Consider the following 22,123-nt stretch of genomic DNA (forward strand, 5'->3'; position numbering starts at 1 on the left):
AGGGAGGAAGGTGAACCATGGCTAGTCTTCGAGACCTGCGTGACCGCATCCGGTCCGTCAACTCGACGAAGAAGATCACGAAGGCGCAGGAGCTGATCGCGACCTCGCGCATCACGAAGGCCCAGGCCCGCGTCGACGCCTCGATGCCTTATGCCCACGAGATGCAGAATGTCGTGGAGCGGCTCGCGGCGGCAAGCTCCCTCGATCACCCGATGCTGCGTGAGCGCGAAGGCGGGAAGGTCGCCGCCGTGCTCGTGGTTTCCAGCGACCGCGGTATGTGCGGTGGCTACAACAACAACGTCTTCAAGAAGGCCGCCGAACTGGAGGCCAACCTGAAGAACAAGGGGTACGAGGTTGTCCGCTACGTGACGGGCAACAAGGGCATCGGCTACTACCGGTTCCGCGAGGAGCCCGTGGCCGGCGCATGGCACGGCTTCTCCCAGGATCCCACCTGGGATGCCACGCACGATGTGCGGCGCCACCTCGTGGACGGCTTCATCGCCGGCTCCGAGGGCGTGGCTAAGGATCGTCCGGGCCTGCCGGAGAACGACGGCCAGGGCGTCCGCGGATTCGACCAGGTGCACGTCGTGTACACCGAGTTCGAGTCCATGCTGAGCCAGGTTCCGCGGGCGCACCAGCTGCTGCCCATCGAACCCGTCTTTGAAGAAGAGGAAATCGAGTTCGGCGAAAGCGCCCTGGCCAACGCCGATGGCGTGCACGCCGACGTCGAGTTCGAACCCGACGCCGATACCCTGCTTGAGCAGCTGCTGCCCAAGTACATTTCTCGGAGTCTGTTCGCGATCTTCCTCGAAGCATCGGCTTCGGAATCGGCTTCGCGGCGTAACGCCATGAAGTCTGCGACTGACAACGCCACCGCGTTGGTCAAGGATCTCTCCCGTGTGGCCAACCAGGCCCGTCAGGCGCAGATCACTCAGGAAATCACAGAGATCGTCGGTGGCGCTGGCGCGCTCGCCGAAAGCGGAGAAAGTGACTAATTATGACTACAGCTCTCAATGAGCACACCGACCAGCAGACGGGGTCCGTCGGTCGCGTCGTGCGGGTCATTGGTGCCGTCGTCGACGTGGAATTCCCGCGCGGCGAGCTCCCGGCCCTGTACAACGCCCTGACCGTCGAGGTGACCCTCGAAGCGGTCGCTAAGACCATCACCCTGGAGGTGGCGCAGCACCTCGGCGACAACCTGGTGCGCACCATCGCCATGGCGCCGACCGACGGCCTCGTCCGCGGCGCCGACGTCAAGGACAGCGGCAAGCCGATCTCCGTCCCGGTGGGCGACGTCGTGAAGGGCCACGTTTTCAACGCCCTGGGCGACTGCCTCGACGAGCCGGGCCTCGGCCGCGACGGCGAGCAGTGGGGCATCCACCGCGACCCGCCGCCCTTCGACCAGTTGGAGGGCAAGACCGAGATTCTCGAGACCGGCATCAAGGTCATCGACCTTCTCACCCCCTACGTCAAGGGTGGAAAGATCGGCCTGTTCGGCGGTGCCGGTGTGGGCAAGACCGTTCTCATCCAGGAGATGATTACGCGTATCGCCCGCGAGTTCTCCGGTACCTCCGTCTTCGCCGGCGTCGGCGAGCGTACCCGTGAGGGCACCGACCTCTTCCTCGAGATGGAGGAGATGGGCGTTCTCCAGGACACCGCCCTCGTCTTCGGTCAGATGGACGAGCCGCCGGGAGTCCGTATGCGTGTGGCTCTCTCGGGCCTCACCATGGCGGAGTACTTCCGCGATGTCCAGCACCAGGACGTGCTGCTCTTCATCGACAACATCTTCCGTTTCACCCAGGCCGGTTCTGAGGTGTCCACCCTGCTGGGCCGTATGCCCTCCGCCGTGGGCTACCAGCCGACCCTGGCTGATGAGATGGGTGTCCTCCAGGAGCGCATTACGTCGACGAAGGGTAAGTCGATCACCTCGCTGCAGGCCGTGTACGTCCCCGCGGACGACTACACCGACCCGGCGCCGGCGACGACCTTCGCCCACCTCGACGCCACCACGGAGCTTGACCGTGGCATCGCCTCCAAGGGTATTTACCCCGCTGTGAACCCGCTGACCTCGACCTCTCGTATCCTCGAGCCGGGCATCGTCGGCGAGCGCCACTACGAGGTTGCCCAGCGCGTCATCGGTATTCTGCAGAAGAACAAGGAGCTGCAGGACATCATCGCCATCCTGGGTATGGACGAGCTCTCCGAGGAAGACAAGATCACGGTGCAGCGTGCCCGCCGCATCGAGCGCTTCCTGGGCCAGAACTTTTTCGTGGCGGAGAAGTTCACCGGCCTGCCGGGCTCCTACGTGCCGCTGGCTGACACCATCGACGCCTTCGAGCGCATCTGCAACGGTGAGTTCGACCACTACCCGGAGCAGGCGTTCAACGGCCTCGGTGGCCTCGACGACGTCGAGGCGGCCTACAAGAAGATGACCGAGAAGTAGGGGAGACGAGCGCATGGCTGACATCACCGTGGAATTGGTCTCTGTGGAAAGGATGCTGTGGGCCGGCCAGGCCACCATCATCACCGCGCAGACCACCGAGGGTGAGATCGGCGTGCTGCCCGGCCACGAGCCCATGCTTGGCCAGCTGGTCGAGAATGGCGTCGTGACCATCCGCCCCGTGGACGGCGAGCGCAAGGTCGCAGCCGTCCAGGGCGGGTTCATCTCCGTGAGCACCGAGAAGGTGACGGTCCTCGCCGACTTCGCGGTCTGGGCCGACGAGGTTGATCAGGCGAAGGCAGAAGCCGAGCTGAAGTCCGAGGATGAGCTCATCCGCTCCCGCGCTGAGGCCGGCCTCCGCGCCCTGCGCCGCAGCCGCGAGAGCTAAGCTCCACGAGGAGCTGAGGGGCGCCACGCCTCTCCCCACACCCACCACCCCCGGGATTCCCCGGGGGTGGTTTTTGCTCCCTGAGTGCCACCCGGCGACACATTGGGGAAGAGCTGAGAATGGTGCTAGACTCAGCCCATACCATTGACTTGCCCATACCGCGCCGTTGACAGGGAGGCTGGCATGGATATCCTGATGTGGCTTATCGTGCTGGTGGTGCTCGTGCTGTGCGGCCTCGGCATGTGGCGCTTTTTTATGCTTCGATCGCAGGGCAGCACCGTGGTGCTTCGCCGAATGCCCGCAGAAGGGGTGCACGGCTGGCGCCACGGGATTATTAATTACCGGGCTGATCACCTGAGCTATTACAAGCTCCGTTCGCTGTCCCCGGTCGCTGACCTTGTGGTGCATCGCAGTGACGTCTCCGTCTCCGGCCATCGTCCGATGGCTGAGGCGGAGGCTTCTTTTTTGCCCGAGGGCATGCACATTCTCCAGCTCAGCGTGAATGGTCAGGACTATGAGATGGCCGCCCAGCCCGAGGCCGAGATGGCGCTGACCGCCTGGGTGGAGTCCGCTCCCAGCGCACGCCAGGAACGCCTGGACCGCAAGTACTGGCGCAAGCACCTGGGCTCCTAGGGAAAACGCACAAAGCCCCGGGGTTCTCGACGCGCCACCACGGACGCACGCTAGCCTAGGAAGAATGCGTCTCGTGATTGCTCGCTGCTCCGTGGACTATGTTGGCCGTCTCTCGGCCCACCTTCCCATGGCGGACCGGCTCATCCTCATCAAGGCGGATGGCTCCGTCTCCATCCATGCGGATGACCGCGCCTATAAGCCGCTCAACTGGATGACTCCGCCCTGCACCCTGGAGGAGCGCCCGGTCCTCGACGACACCGGGGAGGAGACGGACTCCCGGCTGTGGGTGGTCGAGAACCCCAAGGGAGAGCAGCTGCGGATCACCATCGAGGCCCTCCACCATGAGCACACCTACGAGCTGGGGGAGGACCCGGGCCTCGTGAAGGATGGGGTGGAGGCCCACCTTCAGGAGCTCCTCGCCGAGCACATCGACACCCTGGGCGAGGGCTACCGGCTCATCCGTCGTGAATACCCGACGGCCATCGGCCCGGTGGACATCCTCTGCCGGGATGAATCGGGCGCGACGGTGGCCGTCGAGATCAAAAGGCGCGGCGGAATCGACGGGGTGGAGCAGCTCACGCGGTACCTGGAGTTGCTCAACCGGGATGAGGTCCTCGCCCCCGTGCAGGGGGTCTTCGCGGCGCAGCAGATCAAGCCGCAGGCGCGGACGCTCGCGGAGGACCGGGGGATCCGCTGCGTGACGCTCGACTATGACGAGCTCCGCGGCATCGAGAGCGACGAATTGCGGCTCTTCTGATGCCGCGGCGCCATCGTCGTCGGCCGGTGCACGGGGTGCGTCCTCTGCGGGCGGAGGGGGCCGCCTACCTCGGGGAACGACGGGAGCCGGGCCCCTCGTGGGCGCGGGAGGAGACGTTCGTCGTGCGGCCCATGGGGGCTCAGGCGGCGACGAAGACCTATATCTGCCCGGGCTGCGAGAACCCGATTCGCCCGGGGACCTCGCATATCGTGGCGTGGCCGCTCGAGTGGGCTGGGGGAGTGGCGGATCGCCGGCACTGGCACACGTGGTGTTGGGCTCGTCGGTAGGCGGGGGCCGGGTGGTTATCCTCGAGGTATGATCGTTGCTTTTTGTGTCGCACCTACCCAGACCCCCACGGCCGACGCGGAGATGTCCGCGGCGGTGGCCCGCGCGGTGAAGATCGTGCGGGAGTCCGGCCTTCCCCATGAGACCAACGCCATGTTCACCAACATCGAGGGGGAATGGGACGAGGTCATGGACGTCATCCGCCGCGCCACCGAGGCGGTCATGGAGGTGTCCCCGCGGGTCTCCCTCGTGCTCAAGGCGGATATCCGCCCCGGCTACAGTGGTCAGATAACGCAGAAGGTGGAGTCCTTGGAAGCTCGCCTTCGGGAGAACGAGAAGTAGGAGGAACACATGACTATGCCTGATCGTTTTGCTGCTGGCGCCGTGGACCTGGGCCAGGTGAAGGCCCGGGCCGAGGCCAAGGAGAAGTCCGCCTCGCAGCCGGCGGGAAGTATTCCCAGCTCCATTACCGTGACGGCAGAGAACCTGGAAGCCGAGGTCCTGCGCCGGAGCCTCCAGGTGCCGGTCATCGTGCTGATCGGTACCGGGCGCAGCCCCGAGTCCGAGCAGCTGCGCACCGACCTCTCGGAGCTGGCGGAGGCATCCCGGCGCGGATTCATCTTTGCTTACGTCGACGCCGACGCCACCCCGCAGGTCGCCCAGGCCTTCGGCGTCCGCGGACTCCCGACGGTCCTCGTCCTCGCCGGAGGGCGCCCGCTGACGAGCCTCGAGGGCGGCCAACCCCGCCAGGTGCTCGAGCAGTGGACCCAGCAGATTGTCAGCCAGGTGGGATCGCAGCTGGAAGGCCTCCCGCCCGAGGAGGGAAGCGAGGAGGCCGAGGAGGCCCGCGATCCGCGCTTCGATGAGGCCGAGTCCGCCGCAGGCTCCGAGGACTACGCCCGCGCGCTCTCCCTCTACGTGGACATCCTCGAGGATGATCCCGAGAATCGCGATGCCCGCCAGGCCCGCCACCAGATTGAGATCCTCCAGCGGATGAGCGAGTCGGAAGGGGAGGACCCCATCGCCGCCGCCGACGCCCACCCGGAGGACTTCGACGCGGCCCGCGCTGCCGCCGATGCGGAGATCGCGAACGGCGACCCGGAGGCGGCCTTCCGTCGGCTCATCGCCTTCCTCCGCGGGCCGGAGCGTGACGCGGCCCGGGCCCGTCTCCTCGAGCTCTTCGAGCTCTTCGATGCGGGCGACCCGCGGGTGCTGGCTGCCCGAGGACAGATGGCCAGCGCGCTGTTTTAGGGGAGAGTGACGATTCTCTTACCCCTCTTCGTGGTCCTCGCCGTTGTGTGCGGCGGGGGCCACAGCCGTCTAAAGGTCTAGATCATGATGTGCTCTCTATGGAAGCACTGAGAAATAACTAAAAGGGCCATGGTGTAGGCGAGTTCTTACGCAGGGTGGGGACACATCTTTTTGACCTCAATAGAAGTGTATATTCACGAAGGAAAAGGATATATGCACTGGACCATTAAAGACTGCGGCGGTAGGTCTCCAATGGATTAAACCTTTGACCAGGCATTTGTGACACGCCCGGACTTCAGGAGTGTTGAGGGATAAGTAAGGAATTGTGTATATTTTGCAGTGGTCTCGAGGAAGGGCTTCGGGGCAACATTCAGAGAGGTATACACATGGACTTCTTGCTTCAGATTCAGGACATCGTCGAGGGCCCGATCAAGGACCTTCTCGTTCAGCTGCACACCGCGGTTCCCCAGTTCAACCTGGTGACCCCGCCCCCGGTGAACGTCGAGCTGCCGAAGGAGCTCAACATTGGCTCCACCGTCGGTGACGTGAACGCAGGCTCGACCTTTGGTGACATCCTGGGCGGCGCTGGCTCCTCCAACCTCTTCAACAACGACGGCTCCACCGCTGGTGACATCCTCGGTGGCGCTGGCTCTACCGCTGGTGACATCCTCCCGGGTGCTGGTTCCACTGGCACCACCGGTGACATCCTGGGCGGCGCTGGCTCCTCCAACTTCCTCAACCAGGACGGCTCCTCCGACCTCAAGCTCCCTGAGGTCAGCAGCTCCGGCATGGGTGAGATCATCAAGGGCCTGATGGGCAGCAGCAAGTAACTTCTTTAAGGCTCCGCGCCCGAAGACACCCCCGGTGAGAATGTTTCTCACCGGGGGTGTTGCTGTGCTCCGGGCCCCGCAGAGCGGGGCGCGTGCGCCCTAGGCGCGGCGGAGGCGGTAGTACTGGGTACTCATCGCCGGGATGTGGAGGTGGAGCGAGTGGGGTTGGTTGTCCCAGCCTGCGTCGACAGTGTGGACGCTGCCAGGCAGGTCATTGCCCGCGCCCTGGTAGACGGCCGCATCCGTGTTGAGGATGAGGTCCCAGTCGCCTCCCACGGGCAGCCCGAGGATGTAATCCGGCTGGGAGGTGCCGCCGAAATTGTTGACGGCGAGGATCGCGGAGCCGTCCGTGCCCCAGCGGATGTAGGCGAGGATGTTATTCGCCGCGTCGTCGGCCTTGAGCCACTGGAAGCCGGCGGGCTCGAAGTCCTGGGTGTGGAGCGCGGGCTCCTCGCGGTGGAGTCGGTTGAGGTCGCGGACGAGGAGCTGGATGCCGGCGTGGTACTCGCCTTCCCAGCCTTCGGCGTCGTCGAAGGGGAGGGAGGTGGCCTCGGACCACTCGGAGATCTGGCCGAATTCCTGGCCCTGGAAGAGGAGCTTCTTCCCGGGGTGGGAGTACATGTAGCCGTAGAGGCTGCGCAGACCGGCGGCCTTGTTCCAGGTGTCGCCTGGCATGCGCGTCCAGAGGGATCCCTTGCCGTGGACGACCTCGTCGTGGCTGAAGGGGAGGACGTAGCGCTCCGAGTAGGCGTAGACCATGGAGAAGGTGATCTCGTTGTGGTGGTAGGAGCGGTGGATGGGGTCGAGCCCGAAGTAGCGGAGGGTGTCGTTCATCCAGCCCATGTTCCACTTGAGGGAGAAGCCAAGACCATCGGCCCAGGTGGGGGCGGTAACCCCCGGCCAGGAGGTGGACTCCTCCGCGATGGTGAGGATCCCCGGGTAGAGGCGGTGGGCGGTGGCGTTAACCTCCTGGAGGAACTGGACTGCCTCGAGGTTCTCCCGGCCGCCGTACTCGTTGGGCAGCCACTCGCCCTCGTTGCGTGAGTAGTCCAGGTAGAGCATGGAGGCGACGGCGTCGACGCGGATGCCGTCGATGTGGAACTCCTCCATCCAGTAGAGGGCGTTGGCGACGAGGAAGTTGCGCACCTCGCGGCGGCCGAAGTCGAAGACGTGAGTGCCCCAGTCGCGCTGCTCGCCGCGGCGCCAGTCCGGGTGCTCATAGAGGGCGGGCCCATCAAAGCGGGCGAGGGCGAAGTCATCCTTGGGGAAGTGCCCGGGCACCCAGTCCATGATGACCCCGATGCCCCGCTGGTGGAAGGCGTCGATGAGGCCGCGCAGCTCGTCGGGGCTGCCCCAGCGGGCCGTCGGAGCATAGTAGCCGGACACCTGGTAGCCCCAGGATCCGCCGAAGGGGTGCTCCGCGACGGGGAGGAACTCCACGTGGGTGAAGCCCTGCTCGGCGACATAATCGACGAGCTCCGTCGCCAGATCCGCGTAGGTCTTCCCCTGCTTCCAGCTGCCGAGGTGGACCTCGTAGATGCTCATCGGCTCGCTGGCGACATCGCGGTGCGGCCGGCGCTCCATCCATTCGGAGTCGCCCCACTCGTGGGTGCTCTCCGCGACGATGGACGCCGTTCCCGGGGGAACCTCGGCGGCCTTGGCCAGCGGGTCGGCCTTCTCCTTGCGGGTGCCATCCTGCGTGAGGATGGCGAACTTGTACCGGGCGCCAGCGTGGACGTCAGGGAGGAAGATCTCCCAGACACCCGTCGACCCCAGGGCGCGCATGGGGTGCTGGGCCGGGTTCCAGCCGTTAAAGTCGCCGATCAGCGCGATGGAGGCGGCATTCGGCGCCCAGACCGCGAAGGAGGTGCCCGAGACGGAGCCCATGGTGGTCTCGTAGGTGCGGGGGTTCGCGCCGAGGACCTCCCACAGGCGCTCGTGGCGGCCCTCGTTGATGAAGTAGAGGTCCTGCTCGCCGAGGCTGGGGAGGAAGTGGTAGGGATCCGCCGTGATGACCGGCGTATCGCTGCCGGGCCAGGTGATGGCGAAGCGGTAGTCGGCGGAATCGCGCCTCTCCAGCGAGGCGATCCAGATGTCATCGCCGACCGGGGTCATGTCGATCCCGGTGCCGTCGATGAGGAGCTCGACGTGCTCAGCGCCGATGTGCCGGGTGCGAATCACCGAGCCCTCGGGCGTCGAGTGCCACCCGTAGAAGTCGTGGGGCGCCCAGTGGCTGCAGTTGCGGAGGTGATCGAGATCCGCGGCGGGGATGTAATCAGCGGGATGGAGCTGTGCTGGATCACTCATAAATCGAATCCTGCTTCTCTTGGTTCTCAGTTCGTGGATAGGGACGGGGCCCGGAGTTAGGGGCGGTAGTCGGTGACCGTGCGGTAGGCGATCTCCTCTCGGTCCTCCTCTGCCACCGTGGGCAGGCGGAAGATGTGCGCGACATCGCGCATGGGCTCAAGGCGCACGAAGTTGTGCGTGGACCAGGTGTAGGTGGCGCCCGTGACGAGGTCATGGACGGGGAAGTCCTGCGCCGACGCCAGCCCGAGCTCCTTGAGGTCCAGGTGCACGGTGGCTTCCTGAGCGTTGCGGGGATCGAGGTTCACGACGACGAGGATCGCGTTTCCTGTCGTGGGATTCACCTTGGAGTAGGCGATGATGTGCTCGTTGTCGACCTCATGGAAGTGGAGGGTGCGCAGCTGCTGGAGGGCGGGGTTGTTCCGGCGAATCGCGTTGAGCGAGGTGATGTAGGGCTCCAGCGAGTTGCCCCGGGCGAGTTCCAGCTCGAAGTTCCGCGGCTTGAGCTGGTACTTCTCCGAGTCGAGGTACTCCTCGCTACCGGGTTTGAGAGCACGGTTCTCGTAGAGCTCATAGCCGGAGTAGACGCCCCACAGCGGGGAGAGCGTGGCGGCCAGCGCCGCGCGGATGGCGAACATCGCGCGCCCGCCGTACTGGAGGGAGGCGTGGAGGATATCGGGGGTGTTGACAAAGAGGTTGGGCCGGAAGACGTCGGCCATCTCGGCCATGTCAGTGGCGAACTCGGTGATCTCCTCCTTGGTCACCTTCCAGGTGAAGTAGGTGTAGGACTGGGAGAACCCTGCCTTCGCCAGGCCGTAGAGGCGCGCCGGGCGCGTGAAGGCTTCGGCGAGGAAGATGACCTCCGGGTTCGTGCTGTGCACTTCCTTGATGAGCCAGGACCAGAACTCCGCCGGCTTGGTGTGCGGGTTATCCACGCGGAAGGTGGTGACGCCAAGATCCACCCAGTGGCGGACGACGCGAAGAATCTCCTGGTAGATCTCCTTCGGAGCGTTAAAGAAGTTGAGCGGGTAAATGTCCTGGTACTTCTTGGGCGGGTTCTCCGCGTAGGCGATGGTGCCGTCGGCGAGGATGGTGAAGAACTCCGGGTGCTCGGTGGCCCAGGGGTGATCGGGGGCGGCCTGCAGCGCCAGGTCGAGCGCCACCTCAAGCCCCAGCCCCTTGGCGTAGTGGAGCAGCTCAACGAAGTCCTTCTCGGTGCCGAGCTTCGGGTGGATGGCGTCGTGCCCGCCCTCCTTCGCGCCGATAGCCCACGGAGAGCCGACGTCCCCCGGCTCCGGGGTCAGCGTGTTGTTGCGCCCCTTGCGGTTGATCCGGCCGATGGGGTGGATGGGCGGGAAGTACACCGTGTCGAATCCCATGGCGGCGACGCGATCGAGCGCCTTGGCCGTCGTGGCGAAGGTGCCGTGGACGGGGTTGCCGTCCTCGTCCCAGCCGCCCGTCGAGCGGGGGAAGAGCTCATACCAGGAGTTGACCAGCGCCTCCCGGCGCTCCACGGAGACGGCGTGCGGGGTGCCGCGGCGGATCTCCTCGCGCAGCGGCTGCGCGTGGAGGATCGCGAGGGTCTCGGGGCTCATGGCCTGGGCGACTCTCTCGTGGAGGTCACCGGGGGCGGCGAGGACCTCGGCGACGGAGCGCAGGTGGGCGGCCTCCTTCCCGGTGTGCTCGGCGGCCGCGCGTCGGAAGATGTCAATGCCGTGGGCGAGGTCATTGGCCAGTTCGTCCTCGTCCTGGCCGGCCTCGAGCTTTTTGGAGACGGCCCAGCGCCAGGTGGCCATGGGATCCGACCAGGCGTCGATCTGGAAGGTCCACGTACCGACGCGGTCCGGGGTGATAATGGCATGGACGCGGTCGACGTTCTCCCGGTCCTGGGTCATCGTGATGTGCCGCGGGGTGCTCTCCCCGGGGGCGTGGACGGTGAGCGTGGCACCGACGGCGTCGTGCCCCTCGCGCCACACGAGAGCCGTGATGGGAAGCACCTCTCCGACCACGGCTTTCGAGGCGACCGTGGCGCCGGAAATCTCAGGGCGGACGTCATCGATCTGTCCGGACATGTCATCACCTAACGTTTCATGGATTCGTGCAGTGTCCATCTCAAAGAGTAGTTGAGGATGGGTGGACGCACGGGCCGCCGTGGGCAATGGGGGTAAAGGGAGAACACCCGCTGTGTCCCGCCACACTCGCGGGCCCTTTTGGGCCATGATGGAGGTGTGTGTGAGTACAACGAAGACCTTCTCATCGATTTCCGTGGCGTGAGCTTCATCCGGGGCGGAAAGACCCTCGTGGGGCCCGTGGACTGGCAGGTTGAGCTCGACGAACGCTGGGTCATCATCGGCCCCAACGGCGCGGGGAAGACCACGTTGATTCGCATGGCCTCCGCGGAGGAATTCCCCAGCAGCGGCGAGGCCATCATCATGGGAGAGAGGATCGGCCGGACGGACATGCGTGACCTCCGCGCCATGATTGGCGTCTCCTCCTCGGCCGTCGGGAACCGCATTCCCCCGACGGAGAAGGTAGGCGACCTGGTGATTTCCGCCGGTTACGCGATCCTTGGCCGCTGGCGGGAGGAGTATGACACCTTCGACGAAAGCCGCTCCGAGGAGATCCTCCGCCAGGTGGGCGCCTGGCACCTGAGGGAGCGGACATGGGGGACCCTGTCTGAGGGGGAGCGCAAGCGCGTCCTCATCGCCCGCGCCCTCATGACCAATCCCGAGCTCCTCATCCTCGACGAGCCGGGGGCGGGCATGGACCTCGGCGGGCGCGAGGACCTCGTCGCCTATCTCAAGGAGTTGGCGATGGACCCGGATGCGCCGGCCATCGTCATGATTACTCACCACGTGGAGGAGATCCCGGAGGGCTTTAGCCACGCCCTCATCCTCGATGAGGGCTCGGTGGTGGCGCAGGGGCTTATCGACGACGTCCTCACCTCCGAGAACCTCTCCACGGCCTTCCACCAGCCGATTACCGTCGACCGGATCGGGGATCGCTTCTTCGCGCGCCGGGCATAGCGCTGCTTAGTACACCTCCTGTGCCCCCGCTGCGTACCCCCGGCTACAATTTGGGTGCCAGGGTCCTCGTCGGGAAGGAGCGTGATCGGTGTGGCGATTGCCGGTCCACGCAGCGGATATGGTGGCTCCAAGCTGGCTGCCACCGTCCTTCTCATCCGCGATGGCGCCCAGGGGCTCGAGGTGTGGATGCAAGAGCGCGTCAACACCATGCCGAACTATCCGGGCATGACGGTCTTCCCCGGTGGTGGGGTTGACCCGCGGGACTACCCCCCAAAATCGTGGGATTCGGGCCACCTGTGGACGGGGCCGTCGGTCATTTCTCTGGCGCGCACGATGGGGACGAGTAAGGACAAAGCCCATGCGCTGCTTTTCGCCGCGGTCCGGGAGACCTTCGAGGAAACGGGCACGCTCCTCGCTGTGCACGAGGAGGGCCACCCCATCACGGACGCCACCCCCTATCACGGGGATCGGCTGGGGCTGGAGTCCCATCGCCTCTCGCTCACGAGCGTTCTCGAGGCCAACTCCCTCAAAGTGGACTCGACGCTCGTGCGCCCCTTCGCCCGGTGGGTGGGGAAGGCGGACACCGGGATCTGGTTCGATACCTTCTCCTTCCTCGCCCGCCAGCCGGAGGGACAGCACCCCGACTCGGACAATACGGAGACGGACTCCGCTGGCTGGTTCCCGCCCTCCCTCCTGCTGGAGGGCTGGCGGCACGGCCTCGTCCGCTTCGTCATTCCCACGTGGGCCCAGTTGAAGGAGCTCGCGCACTATGAGAGCGCGGCGGAGGCGCTTGCCGACGCCCATAACGCCGACATGGAGCCCCACGTCGGCGAACTCCGGGATGACCCCCGCTACGAGGAGTTCTACACGCACACGCCCATTGACCGGATCTAGCCGGGTCCCGCCGGGTCTCGCCGGCCGCGAAGGTTCCCGGCTTCGCGCTATCCTCAAAAGCTGTTATGAGCTACACCCTCGACGAACTGCGCTTCCTCCGCGATACCATGCCCGACATCCAGGAGCGCTGCGCCGACCTCCAGCTGAGCGGCGGCTCCCTGGTGAGTGACGTCGCCGAGCTGCGGGCCGTCTACGGGGACTATGGGCGCGCGGCGGCGGAGCTCGTGCAAGCCCAGCGCTCCGGCGTGGCGGCGGGGAAGTTCCCGGGGGATTGGCTCGTCTGCCATGACTCCGCCCAGCAGGCCACCCCGCGGGTGGTCGCTGAGGCCCGAGCCCGGCGGATCGTCCGGGCCATGGGGGAGGGCAGCATCGTTCACGACGTCACCTGCTCCGTCGGCACGGAGGGGGCTGCCCTTCTCGACGCGGGCCTGCGCACGGTGGGCTCGGACCTTGATCCCGTTCGCTGCGCCATGGCGGCGTGGAACCTGCGCGGGCGCGGCGCGCTCATCACGCGGGCAGATGCCCTGCGCCCGAGCTCGCGGGCGGAGGTCATCGTGGCGGATCCCGCCCGACGGCACGCTGGGCGCCGCATCACCTCCCCGCGGCAGCTCATCCCGCCGCTGCCCGATGTGGTGGAGACCTATCGCGGCCGGGAGATGGCGATCAAGTGCGCCCCGGGGCTGGACTATTCCTTCTGGGAGGGGCTGGTCAGCGTGGTGAGCGTGGACGGCGGGGTGAAAGAGGCCTGCCTGTATACTCCGGGGCTCGGCGGCGGGGCGCGCCGGGAGGCGATCATCCTGCGCTCGGGATTCCGCGATCACCTCGATGATCTCCTGCCCGATGAGCCCGAGCGCGACCTCGCCGGGGAGCCCGGCACGTGGATCATCGATCCCGACGGGGCGATCGTCCGCGCGGGTCTCGTGCGCCACTATGCCGTGCGCGAGGGGCTCTGGATGCTCGACGAGCGGATCGCCTACCTCACCGGGGATCACGTCCCCGCCGGGACCAGCGGCTTCCGTGTCCTGGAGACCTGCCCGGTGAAGAAGGTGCGCCAGGTGCTGCAGCGCCGGGACTGCGGGCGCGTCGAGATCCTGTGCCGCGGGGTGGATATCGATCCGGATCGTTTGCGTCGTTCCCTCAAGCTCAAAGGCAGTCAATCCCTGGGGCTCGTGCTCACCCGGCAGGGGCGCAGTGCGGTGGCGATCGTCTGTGGTCCGCGCACGTGGGCGGAGGAGGGCCCTTCCCCGCGCCCCTCTTCTGGGACTACACTAGGCCGTCGATACTGAAGAAACTCACATACGGGAGGACACTTCATGCCCACCATCGTGGTGCTTGTGAAGAACGTGCCAGATACTTGGTCCGAAAAATCCTTGGAGGAGGACTACACGCTCCTGCGCGATAGTTCGGATAGCTCGGTGGACAACGTCATTGACGAGGTCAACCAGTATGCCGTCGAGCAGGCTCTCCGGATCAAGGAAGCAGACCCGGAGGCCGGCTACCGCGTGGTCGTCCTGAGCGCCGGCCCCGAGGAGGCGGATAAGGCGCTGCGCACCGCCCTCGCGATGGGTGCCGACGACGCCATCCACCTCTGCGATGAGCGCATGGCAGGCTCGGATGTGCTGGGCACGGCGTGGGCGCTGACCTCGGCGATTCGCACGATTGACGACGTCCAGCTGGTCATCGCGGGCTCGGCCTCCTCCGATGGAGCCTCGGGCGCGGTGCCCGGCATCATCGCTGAGTACCTCCCCGCCGCGGCGCTCACCCACCTGAAGAGCGTGAGCGTGGCGGACGGCGTGGTCCGCGGGGTGCGCGAGACCAGCGCCGGGGAGTGGGAGCTCGAGGCCTCGCTGCCCGCCGTCATCTCGGTGGGGGAGCAGGCGGACCGCCCGCGCTACCCCAACTTTAAGGGGCTGGCGGCCGCGAAGAAGGCCACCATCACCCGCCTCCAGCTGGAGAACATTGGCGTCCTGGAGAACCAGGTGGGGCTCGCCCATGCGGCCACGGCCGTGACGGCCGCTGAGACCCGCGAGGCGCGCGGCGCCGGCACGATCATCAGGGACAACGATCCCGCCGCGACGGCCGCCGCCATCGCCGACTTCCTCGACGAACGCTCTCTCCTTAAATAAGCCATTCCAGGAAGGTAAAGGACTACTCCGTGAGTATTCTCAACGTCATCATTGACCAGCGTGAGGGCGATCTCGACGTCGCGAGCGCCGAGCTCATCGCCGCGGCCCGCCCCGCGGGGGAGGTCAACGCGATCGTCCTGGCAGGGGCTGAGAAGGCCCAGGCGTGGGGCGCGCGCCTCGGGGAGCTGGGTGTGCAAAAGGTATTCTACCGGGCCCAGGAGGGCACCGAGGACCTCTTCGAGGTCACCGATCTCCAGTTCATCCACCACGTCGTCTACCACTACTCCCAGGGGTCGGTTGTGCTGGCCCACACCGCCGAGGGCGGGGACATCGCCGGGCGGCTCGCCGCGCGGCTCGGCTCCGGCGTGCTCACCGACGTCGTGGCCCTTCGCGCCGACGGCAGCGCCCAGCAGTCGATCTTCGGTGACAAGGTCACCATCACCGCTGCGGTCGGCGGGGCCTGCCCCGTGTACACCGTGCGCCCGGGCGCCGTCGAGCCCGAGGAGAACCCGCAGGCCGGGGCGGGGGAGCTCTGCCCGGTGGACTTCGTTGCCCAGGAGGCGCCCGGTGCCCGCGTGCTGAGCTTCACTCCGGCGGTCAAGGGGGACCGCCCCGAGCTCAGCCAGGCGAAGGTCGTCGTGGCCGGCGGCCGCGGCGTGGGGGAGGAGGAGAACTTCCACTCCGTCCTCGAGCCGCTGGCCGACGCTCTGGGTGCGGCCGTGGGCGTCACGCGCGACGTCGTCGACCTGGGCCACTACCCGGCCCAGTTCCAGATCGGCCAGACCGGCGCGACCGTCTCCCCGGATCTCTACATCGGCGCGGGCATCTCCGGCGCCATTCAGCACACCTCCGGGATGCAGACCGCCGGGACGATCGTCGTCATCAATAACGACGAGGACGCCCCCATCTTCCAGATCGCGGACCTGGGCGTGGTGGGCGACCTCTTCGACGTGCTCCCGGCGCTGACGAAGGAAATCGAGTCCCGCCGATGAGCCACTACCTCGATCACGCGGCCACCACGCCCATGCGCCGCTGCGCCGTGGAGGCCCTGGCCACCCACGCGGGACTGCTCAACCCGGGAGGGCAGTACGCCTCGGGGCGCGAGGCGCGCCGGGTGCTCGAGGAATCCCGCGAGCAGATCGCCGAGCTGCTGGGGGCCGATCCCATCGAGGTGATTTTTACGGCCTCGGGAACGGAGGGGGACAACATCGCCATCCAGGGGCTCTATGCGGCCTCTCCGCTTCGCCGCGTGGTGTCCACGCCCATCGAGCACTCGGCGGTGCGTGAGACGATCAGCCACCTGCCCGGGGTGGAGTCGGAGCTCCTGCCCCTCGACGAGGGCGGACACGTGAGCGAGCTCAGCCTCCTCGATGAGCCCGCCGCCCTCGCGACCTCCATGTGGGCCAACAACGAGACCGGCGCGATCCAGCCGGTCGCGGAGATCGCCGCCCGCGCTGCGGCCGCCGGAACGCCCGTTCATATCGACGCTGTCCAGGTGGTGGGTAAGCTGCCGGTGGACTTCCATGCCCTCGGAGCGACGACGCTTGCCGCCAGCGCCCACAAGTTCGGCGGCCCCCGCGGGGTGGGGGTGCTCCTGGCGCGGCGTTCGCCGGCCCCCTCCGCCGTGCTCTTCGGCGGCGGGCAGGAGCGAGGAATCCGGCCCGGGACCTCGAATGTTGCCGGTGCGGCCGCCACCGCGGCGGCGCTGGCAGAAGCGAGCGCCGAGATGGAGGCGGAGGAGGCGCGCCTTCGCGCCCTGCGGGAGAGGCTGCGGGAGGGGATCCTCGCCCGGGTGTCGGACGTCGAGGTCCATACCGCTGAGCCGGCACTGCCCACGCACCTGCACCTGAGCTTTCCCGGCGCGGTGGGCGATAGCCTCATCATGCTGCTCGACGCGGCGGGAGTGGAGGCGAGCACCGGCTCGGCCTGCTCCCAGGGCGTGAACCGGGCAAGCCACGTGCTGGAGGCCATGGGGGTGAGCCTGGAGAGCGCCCGAGGGGCGCTTCGCCTCACCCTCGGCAGAACGACGACGCAGGCCGACATCGACGCGGTGCTGGGCGTCCTACCCAGGGTGGTGGAGCGCGCCCGCGCGGCGGGGGTCTAGTGCTCCTTGCGCTGGCCTTGCACTTGCCCCGCTGCCGCATCAAAGCTGGGAGAAAGCTGGGAGCCCGGGTTCTGCGGGGCCCGGTGTTCCCGTCGTCGCCCCTTGTGACCTGGGACGATGCGGCTTAATATAAAAGGTTCCTGTTAACTGCCGGGCGGGCGCCGGGAATGCTCGCCCGGGCGGGGCCTGAGGGCTAGCCTCACTGGACGTGAGCACCCTGGCCATGATTTCTTTGACGGACAGCAGGGCGGAGGGATTCTTCGTCCTGCTGGTCACGATTCCCCTCCTCCTTTTTCTTCTCATCGGGGTGCGTCGACGACGCCGAACGGCCCTCATCGTGGCGCTCGTTCTCGCCGCGGTGCTGTCGCTCCTTGCGTGGCTCATCGTGGAGAAGTGGTGGCGGCCCTTCCCGGATGCGCTGCCGTGGCGGATCTGCGCGGCGGTGGCCTCGAGCCTGGCCCTCTTCATCGGGGTGTGGGTGTACCGGGGGAGGAGGGTGCTGACCGCGGTGCTCTGTGCGCTCTCCATCGTGGGGACGTGGGGGCTCATCAATGTCCAATACCAGCAGTTCGCGACAGTGGAGTCCCTCGACCCCGAGCCGGTGAGTAGCCACATGGATCTCCCCGCCTTCCAGGCGCTGCGCTCCGCACCCCGCCAGAACGGGCGGACGGTGGGGGCGCTCGTCACGCTCCCCCTGCCCGGGTATCCCGCCGCGGAGGGCGGCTCCGCATTCCCCGCCCGCGACGCCGTGGCTTATGTCCCGCCCGCCTATTGGGAGCACCCGGAGATCGCGCTGCCCGTCCTCGTCCTCCTGGCCGGCAACCCCGGGGAGCCGATGGATTGGTTCCGCGACGGCCAGGGCGAGGACACCGCGGACCGCTACCAGGCCCAGCACGGCGGGGTGGCCCCCATCATCATCAGTGTCGACGGCACGGGCAGCTGGGCGGGCAACCCCATCTGCGTCGACGGACCCGAGCTCAAGGTGCGTACCTACCTGGAGAAGGACGTTCCCCGGCGGGTGAAAGAGACCTTCCGGGTCAATGAGGACACTCGCACGTGGACGATCGGCGGGCTGAGCTACGGAGGCACGTGCTCGCTTCAGGTGGTGGCGAACTCCCCGCAGGTGTACGGCTCCTTCCTCGACTTCTCTGGTCAGGCCGAGCCGACGGTGGGGGAGCACCGGGCCACCGTCGAGCAATTCTTCGGCGGCAGCGAGGAGAAGTTCCAGGCCGTCAACCCCGAGGCCCTCCTCACGAAGGCCGCGGGCACGGACACGTATGCGGGGATCGGGGGCCGCTTCATCGCCGGGAGCGCGGACGGGGAATCCGTCGCTGCCCTGCGCCACCTCCACGAACTCGCCGGGGCGGCGGGAATCTCCTCGACGATGGAAACCGTCCCCGGCGCGCATTCCTTCCAGGTGTGGCGTCGGGCGCTGGCGGACACCCTTCCCTGGGTCGCGGAGCGCGGCGGGCTGGCAGGCGTGCCAGCCGTCGGCACGGCACCCGCCACCACCCCAGGACCCCACGCCGTGAATGACCCGGCCGGTCAGGCTAGTGTGCAGGAGAAAGGAACGGAGAAGTGATGGTCAAAACGGTGGGACGCCAGCTTGGCTCGGTGAGTGTGTGGGCGCTCAAACAACTGCTCTCGACGCCCGTGAGCCTCGTGCTCCTCGTCATCCTGTGGGGCTGCCACGTGGCAAATGCCCTGCTCCCGCAGTGGGACATGATGGACACCCTGGGGCTCAGGATGCCCTATGCCATCAGTGACCCGCGGATCCTGGTCTGCGGCCTCACCACCCTCGGGGTGGGCAGCGCCGCGATCGCGACCGTGGGCATCCTCCTCCTCGCAGTCCCGGCGGAGAGGATCCTCGGAAGTCGGCTTTTTGCCCTCTGTGCTCTGCTGGTGCACCTCGTCGCCACCCCGATTGGGCTCATGATCGCCCGCGCCGTCGAGGAAACCGGCCTGCACTGGTGGGGCGGCGACTTCCTCAACATGGTCCTCCTCTCGCCTGCGGGATGGATCTTCGGCTCGGTGGCGATTGCCTCCGCGCGCATGCCGCTGTTGTGGCGACGACGGGTGCGCACGCTGCTCGGCGCGCTGAGCATCACGATGGTGCTCTTCTCCGGGACGCTCTCCGATGGGGTGGCGCTCGTCGCGCTCTTTGGGGGCGTCCTCGCGGGCGCGGTCCTCGCGCCGGAGCGCCCGGGTGAGGCCCGCGTCGCCTCGCGTCGGGAGGCGAGGAAGCTGCTCAGTCTCGTGTTTTTCTGCACGGCGCTGGGGCCGGTGCTCGCCGCCTTCAACCCTCTCGCCGAGGGCGCCTTCTCCGGTGTCATCCAGCTCATCTGGGGCCCGGAGATCTCGCTGGAAACGATGTACTCCCTCTGCCGCGAGGATTCCGCCAGCCAGGATTGCACCGACGCCGTGCTCCACGCCGCCCAGACAGGCGTGGGCTCCTTCCTGCTCAACCTCATCCCGCTGCTGGTCTACGGGGTGCTTGCCCTCGGTCTCATGAAGGGCCGACGCCTGGCCTGGCAGCTCGCCGTTCTGGCGCAGCTGGTGACCATCGCGGTGATCGGGCTGCAGCTGTGGACCATCACGGACCTGGATGAACCCGACGTCCCGCTGCTGGTGATCAATGGCCTCATGATGACCCTGCCGTGGATCGTGAGCCTGGTGTTCCTGGTGGCTCGGCGCTCCCTCTTCCGGGTGCCGCTGCGCCATGATGCGCTCCTCCGTGCGGCCGGTGGGGCACTCGTTGCGGCGCTGCTCAGCGCGCTGCTGTGGGTGCTCGGCGGGCTTGTGCTCTCCTCCCACTTCCACCCGCACGCGACGATCCCCCTGCTGCTCGGCGACCTCCCGGCGGTCTACCTTCCGCCCGTCCTCGGGGAGCTCTACAACTACACGCTCGTGCCCCACACGAGCTCCGGGTGGATGCTCAACAACTGGACGGGCATCCTCTTCTGGGCGATCCTCCTCGTAGTGCTCTACCGCGCACTCATGTCCGTGCCGAACCCGGAGGAGGAGGCCCACCGCGCCATGGCCCGGGAGATCATCCGCCAGGGGACGGGGGACCACCTCTCCTGGATGACGCTCTGGGAGGGCAACCGCTACTGGTTTGCGCCCCCGCGAGACGAGGGCGGGCAGCCGTCGGGATACGTGGCCTACCGGGTGGATCGCGGCATCGCGGTGACCGTGGGCGAGCCGGTGCTGGGCGCCGGGGAGGATGATCCGCAGCGGATTGCCCTCCTCTTCGAGGACTACGCGACGAATAATGGTTGGCGCACCGCCTGGTACTCGGTGCGCTCGGAGTTCGCGCGGGACTGCGGGCGTCGGGGATTCCGGGCCGTGCACGTCGCGGAGGAATCCACGCTGGATTGCCATCACCTCGAATTCCGCGGCAAGAAGTTCCAGAACATCCGCACCGCCCGCAACCGCGCCGTGAAGGAGGGCATCTCGACGATCTGGGCGCCCTGGCAGGACTTAGACCCCCGGGTGAAGGAGTCGATCATCGCGCTCTCCGAGCACTGGGTGGCGGACAAGACGCTGCCGGAGATGGGCTTCACCCTCGGCGGGATCTCGGAGCTCAAGGAGCCGGGAACGCGGATCCTCGTGGCCGTCGACGAGGACCTCCGCGTCCACGGCGTGACCAGCTGGCTTCCCGTCTACGAGGGTGGCGAGCTCGCCGGCTATACCCTCGACTTCATGCGCCGCGATGCCACCGGCTTCCGCCCCGTCATCGAGTACCTCCTCGCCGAGGGCGCACAGCGGGCCCAGGACGAGGGCCTCGGCTGGGTCTCCCTCTCCGGGGCTCCGCTCTCGCGCACAGACAGCGCGGAGGAGCCGGGCATTCTCGACGCCATCCTCGAGAAGCTCGGCCGCACGATGGAGCCGCTCTACGGCTTCCGCTCGCTTGCGGCCTCGAAGTACAAGTTCCACCCCGAGCACCACCAGTGGTTCCTCTGCTACGCCGATGAGCTGGCCCTGCCTGCGATCGGGCTCGCCGTCACCCACTGCTACGTCCCCGACATGAAGATGAGCGACGCCCTCAAAGCCGCCCGCGCCTGGGGCGAGTCCATGGGAGACCACGGGGAGAAAAAGGAGAGCCTCCCGGGGCCCAGGGGCTAGGCGTCCTCCGCCCCCGAGTCATCAGAGGCGGGCTCGTCATGCCACACCTCGCCGCCGCGCAGCCGCCGGGGGAGCTGATCCCCCGGCACATAACGCGCCGGGACCGCCCCGCCGAGCAGGGACTTCATGAGCTGCGCGGCCTCCGGCGAGCCCTCGCCGGGGAGGGGACGCTTGGCGCCCAGGATGATGATGTTCCCGTAGCGGCGCCCCTTGAGCATGGGCGGATCCGCGATGACCCCCACCGAGGGGAAGACCGCGCCCACCGTCGCGATCTCCGCGGCCGCGCCCTCGAGGTCCGCGTGATCCCCGCAGTTGAGCACGTAGAGTCCCGCCTCCGAGAGGCTCGCCGCCACCTCCTTCGCGAACTCGGCCGTGCACACGTGCCTCGGAGTGCGCGCCCCGGCAAAGACATCGCGGATGACGATGTCCCGGCTGGCCGGACGGGCCCGGGCGATGACCTCCCGCGCCTCGCTCGCGCGGATCTTCAGCTGGGGTGCGCGCGGCAAATCGAAGAGCTCCCGCACCAGGGCGGCGAGCTGGGCGTCGAACTCCACCACCGTGTTCCTCGACGACGGCCACCGCGCCGCGCACCAGCGCGCCAGCGAGCAGCCCGCGCCGCCGAGGTGGGTGACGCGCAGGCGCGTGATGTCGAGGTGGGCCGGGACGTAGGACTCGAGGGCCGCGGCGATCCACCGCATGTATTCGAACTCGAGGGCCAGCGGGTCATCGAGGCACAGATGCGAGGAGGGCACCCCATTCACCGAGAGCACCCAGCTGTTCTCCCGATAGGGATCGGCCTCCACCTCCAGGGTCCCGGTGCTGATCGGGTAGCTGCCGGCGGGGGAGGGGGACGAGGATCGTTTCGGTGCGCGCATCACGCCCCATAGCCTAGCGAGCACCCTGCCTGGGTAAGCTGTGGGCGTCAGTGCGAGAAGGTCTGGAAGAAAGGGGAGAAGCAGC

At 67.3% G+C, this 22,123-nt stretch carries 20 protein-coding genes; 17 read left to right on the plus strand and 3 right to left on the minus strand.

The genetic code is table 11. From position 1 onward, the window contains the following. Nucleotides 1–17: 17 nt before the first annotated feature. The 9 genes from L1O03_RS07185 to L1O03_RS07225 all read left to right on the plus strand — a co-directional run bounded on the left by L1O03_RS07185 (nucleotide 18) and on the right by L1O03_RS07225 (nucleotide 6,584). Nucleotides 18–995 (plus strand): F0F1 ATP synthase subunit gamma, encoded by a 978-nt coding sequence (locus L1O03_RS07185; protein WP_236118901.1) that lies wholly within the window; start codon nucleotides 18–20, stop codon nucleotides 993–995. A gap of 2 nt (nucleotides 996–997) precedes the next feature. Further along, the gene (gene atpD, locus L1O03_RS07190; protein WP_236118903.1) at nucleotides 998–2,443 is read left to right on the plus strand and encodes a F0F1 ATP synthase subunit beta; all 1,446 of its coding nucleotides are present in this window, start codon (nucleotides 998–1,000) and stop codon (nucleotides 2,441–2,443) included. 13 nt (nucleotides 2,444–2,456) lie between these two features. Beyond that, nucleotides 2,457–2,828: a F0F1 ATP synthase subunit epsilon gene (locus tag L1O03_RS07195; RefSeq protein ID WP_236118905.1), complete on the plus strand. Its 372-nt coding sequence runs from the start codon at nucleotides 2,457–2,459 to the stop codon at nucleotides 2,826–2,828. 183 nt (nucleotides 2,829–3,011) lie between these two features. After that, nucleotides 3,012–3,461 carry a DUF2550 domain-containing protein gene (locus tag L1O03_RS07200; protein WP_236118906.1) on the plus strand — a complete coding sequence of 150 codons (450 nt, stop codon included), beginning with the start codon at nucleotides 3,012–3,014 and terminating at the stop codon, nucleotides 3,459–3,461. Nucleotides 3,462–3,525: 64 nt separating this feature from the next. Beyond that, nucleotides 3,526–4,218: an endonuclease NucS gene (gene nucS, locus L1O03_RS07205; protein WP_236118908.1), complete on the plus strand. Its 693-nt coding sequence runs from the start codon at nucleotides 3,526–3,528 to the stop codon at nucleotides 4,216–4,218. Continuing rightward, nucleotides 4,218–4,505, plus strand: a complete 288-nt coding sequence (locus tag L1O03_RS07210) for a hypothetical protein (protein ID WP_236118909.1) — start codon at nucleotides 4,218–4,220, stop codon at nucleotides 4,503–4,505. The genes nucS and L1O03_RS07210 overlap by 1 nt, the downstream gene beginning before the upstream one ends. A 28-nt stretch (nucleotides 4,506–4,533) precedes the next feature. Continuing rightward, nucleotides 4,534–4,845: an MTH1187 family thiamine-binding protein gene (locus L1O03_RS07215; protein WP_236118911.1), complete on the plus strand. Its 312-nt coding sequence runs from the start codon at nucleotides 4,534–4,536 to the stop codon at nucleotides 4,843–4,845. 9 nt (nucleotides 4,846–4,854) lie between these two features. After that, nucleotides 4,855–5,754, plus strand: coding sequence for a tetratricopeptide repeat protein (locus L1O03_RS07220; protein ID WP_236118912.1), 900 nt, complete (start codon nucleotides 4,855–4,857; stop codon nucleotides 5,752–5,754). Between the two features lie 386 nt (nucleotides 5,755–6,140). Then, complete coding sequence (locus tag L1O03_RS07225) at nucleotides 6,141–6,584, plus strand: hypothetical protein (protein ID WP_236118918.1); 444 nt, start codon at nucleotides 6,141–6,143, stop codon at nucleotides 6,582–6,584. A 99-nt stretch (nucleotides 6,585–6,683) separates the two neighbouring features. On the opposite strand, the gene glgB is transcribed toward L1O03_RS07225, so the two are convergent. Continuing rightward, on the minus strand, nucleotides 6,684–8,891 hold the full coding sequence (gene glgB / locus L1O03_RS07230) for a 1,4-alpha-glucan branching protein GlgB (RefSeq protein WP_236118932.1): 2,208 nt from the start codon (nucleotides 8,889–8,891) through the stop codon (nucleotides 6,684–6,686). 56 nt (nucleotides 8,892–8,947) lie between these two features. Beyond that, the gene (locus L1O03_RS07235) at nucleotides 8,948–10,960 is read right to left on the minus strand and encodes a maltotransferase domain-containing protein (RefSeq protein ID WP_236118934.1); all 2,013 of its coding nucleotides are present in this window, start codon (nucleotides 10,958–10,960) and stop codon (nucleotides 8,948–8,950) included. A gap of 156 nt (nucleotides 10,961–11,116) precedes the next feature. On the opposite strand from L1O03_RS07235, the gene L1O03_RS07240 reads away from it, so the two are divergent. The 8 genes from L1O03_RS07240 (at nucleotide 11,117) to L1O03_RS07275 (ending at nucleotide 21,163) form a co-directional block, all read left to right on the plus strand. Continuing rightward, nucleotides 11,117–11,914, plus strand: a complete 798-nt coding sequence (locus L1O03_RS07240; protein WP_236118942.1) for an ABC transporter ATP-binding protein — start codon at nucleotides 11,117–11,119, stop codon at nucleotides 11,912–11,914. Nucleotides 11,915–12,004: 90 nt separating this feature from the next. After that, nucleotides 12,005–12,808 carry an NUDIX hydrolase gene (locus L1O03_RS07245; RefSeq protein WP_236118944.1) on the plus strand — a complete coding sequence of 268 codons (804 nt, stop codon included), beginning with the start codon at nucleotides 12,005–12,007 and terminating at the stop codon, nucleotides 12,806–12,808. A gap of 65 nt (nucleotides 12,809–12,873) precedes the next feature. Next, complete coding sequence (locus tag L1O03_RS07250) at nucleotides 12,874–14,094, plus strand: class I SAM-dependent methyltransferase (RefSeq protein WP_236118946.1); 1,221 nt, start codon at nucleotides 12,874–12,876, stop codon at nucleotides 14,092–14,094. A 27-nt stretch (nucleotides 14,095–14,121) separates the two neighbouring features. Then, nucleotides 14,122–14,934, plus strand: a complete 813-nt coding sequence (locus L1O03_RS07255; RefSeq protein ID WP_236118947.1) for an electron transfer flavoprotein subunit beta/FixA family protein — start codon at nucleotides 14,122–14,124, stop codon at nucleotides 14,932–14,934. Nucleotides 14,935–14,963: 29 nt separating this feature from the next. Then, entirely contained in the window at nucleotides 14,964–15,926 is a 963-nt protein-coding gene (locus tag L1O03_RS07260; RefSeq protein WP_236118949.1) for an electron transfer flavoprotein subunit alpha/FixB family protein, read from the plus strand. After that, complete coding sequence (locus L1O03_RS07265) at nucleotides 15,923–17,038, plus strand: cysteine desulfurase family protein (protein ID WP_236118951.1); 1,116 nt, start codon at nucleotides 15,923–15,925, stop codon at nucleotides 17,036–17,038. Before L1O03_RS07260 ends, L1O03_RS07265 begins: the two co-directional genes overlap by 4 nt. A 223-nt stretch (nucleotides 17,039–17,261) precedes the next feature. Further along, on the plus strand, nucleotides 17,262–18,620 hold the full coding sequence (locus L1O03_RS07270; RefSeq protein WP_268914216.1) for an alpha/beta hydrolase: 1,359 nt from the start codon (nucleotides 17,262–17,264) through the stop codon (nucleotides 18,618–18,620). Continuing rightward, nucleotides 18,620–21,163, plus strand: coding sequence for a bifunctional lysylphosphatidylglycerol flippase/synthetase MprF (locus L1O03_RS07275; protein WP_236119206.1), 2,544 nt, complete (start codon nucleotides 18,620–18,622; stop codon nucleotides 21,161–21,163). Before L1O03_RS07270 ends, L1O03_RS07275 begins: the two co-directional genes overlap by 1 nt. Here the strand turns inward: L1O03_RS07275 and L1O03_RS07280 are convergent. Further along, nucleotides 21,160–22,038, minus strand: a complete 879-nt coding sequence (locus L1O03_RS07280) for a spermidine synthase (protein ID WP_236119207.1) — start codon at nucleotides 22,036–22,038, stop codon at nucleotides 21,160–21,162. The two genes, L1O03_RS07275 and L1O03_RS07280, sit on opposite strands and share 4 nt — an antisense overlap. Nucleotides 22,039–22,123: the final 85 nt, after the last annotated feature.

The sequence above is a fragment of the Corynebacterium uropygiale genome, from assembly GCF_021568315.1.
GTDB classification, from domain to species: domain Bacteria; phylum Actinomycetota; class Actinomycetes; order Mycobacteriales; family Mycobacteriaceae; genus Corynebacterium; species Corynebacterium uropygiale.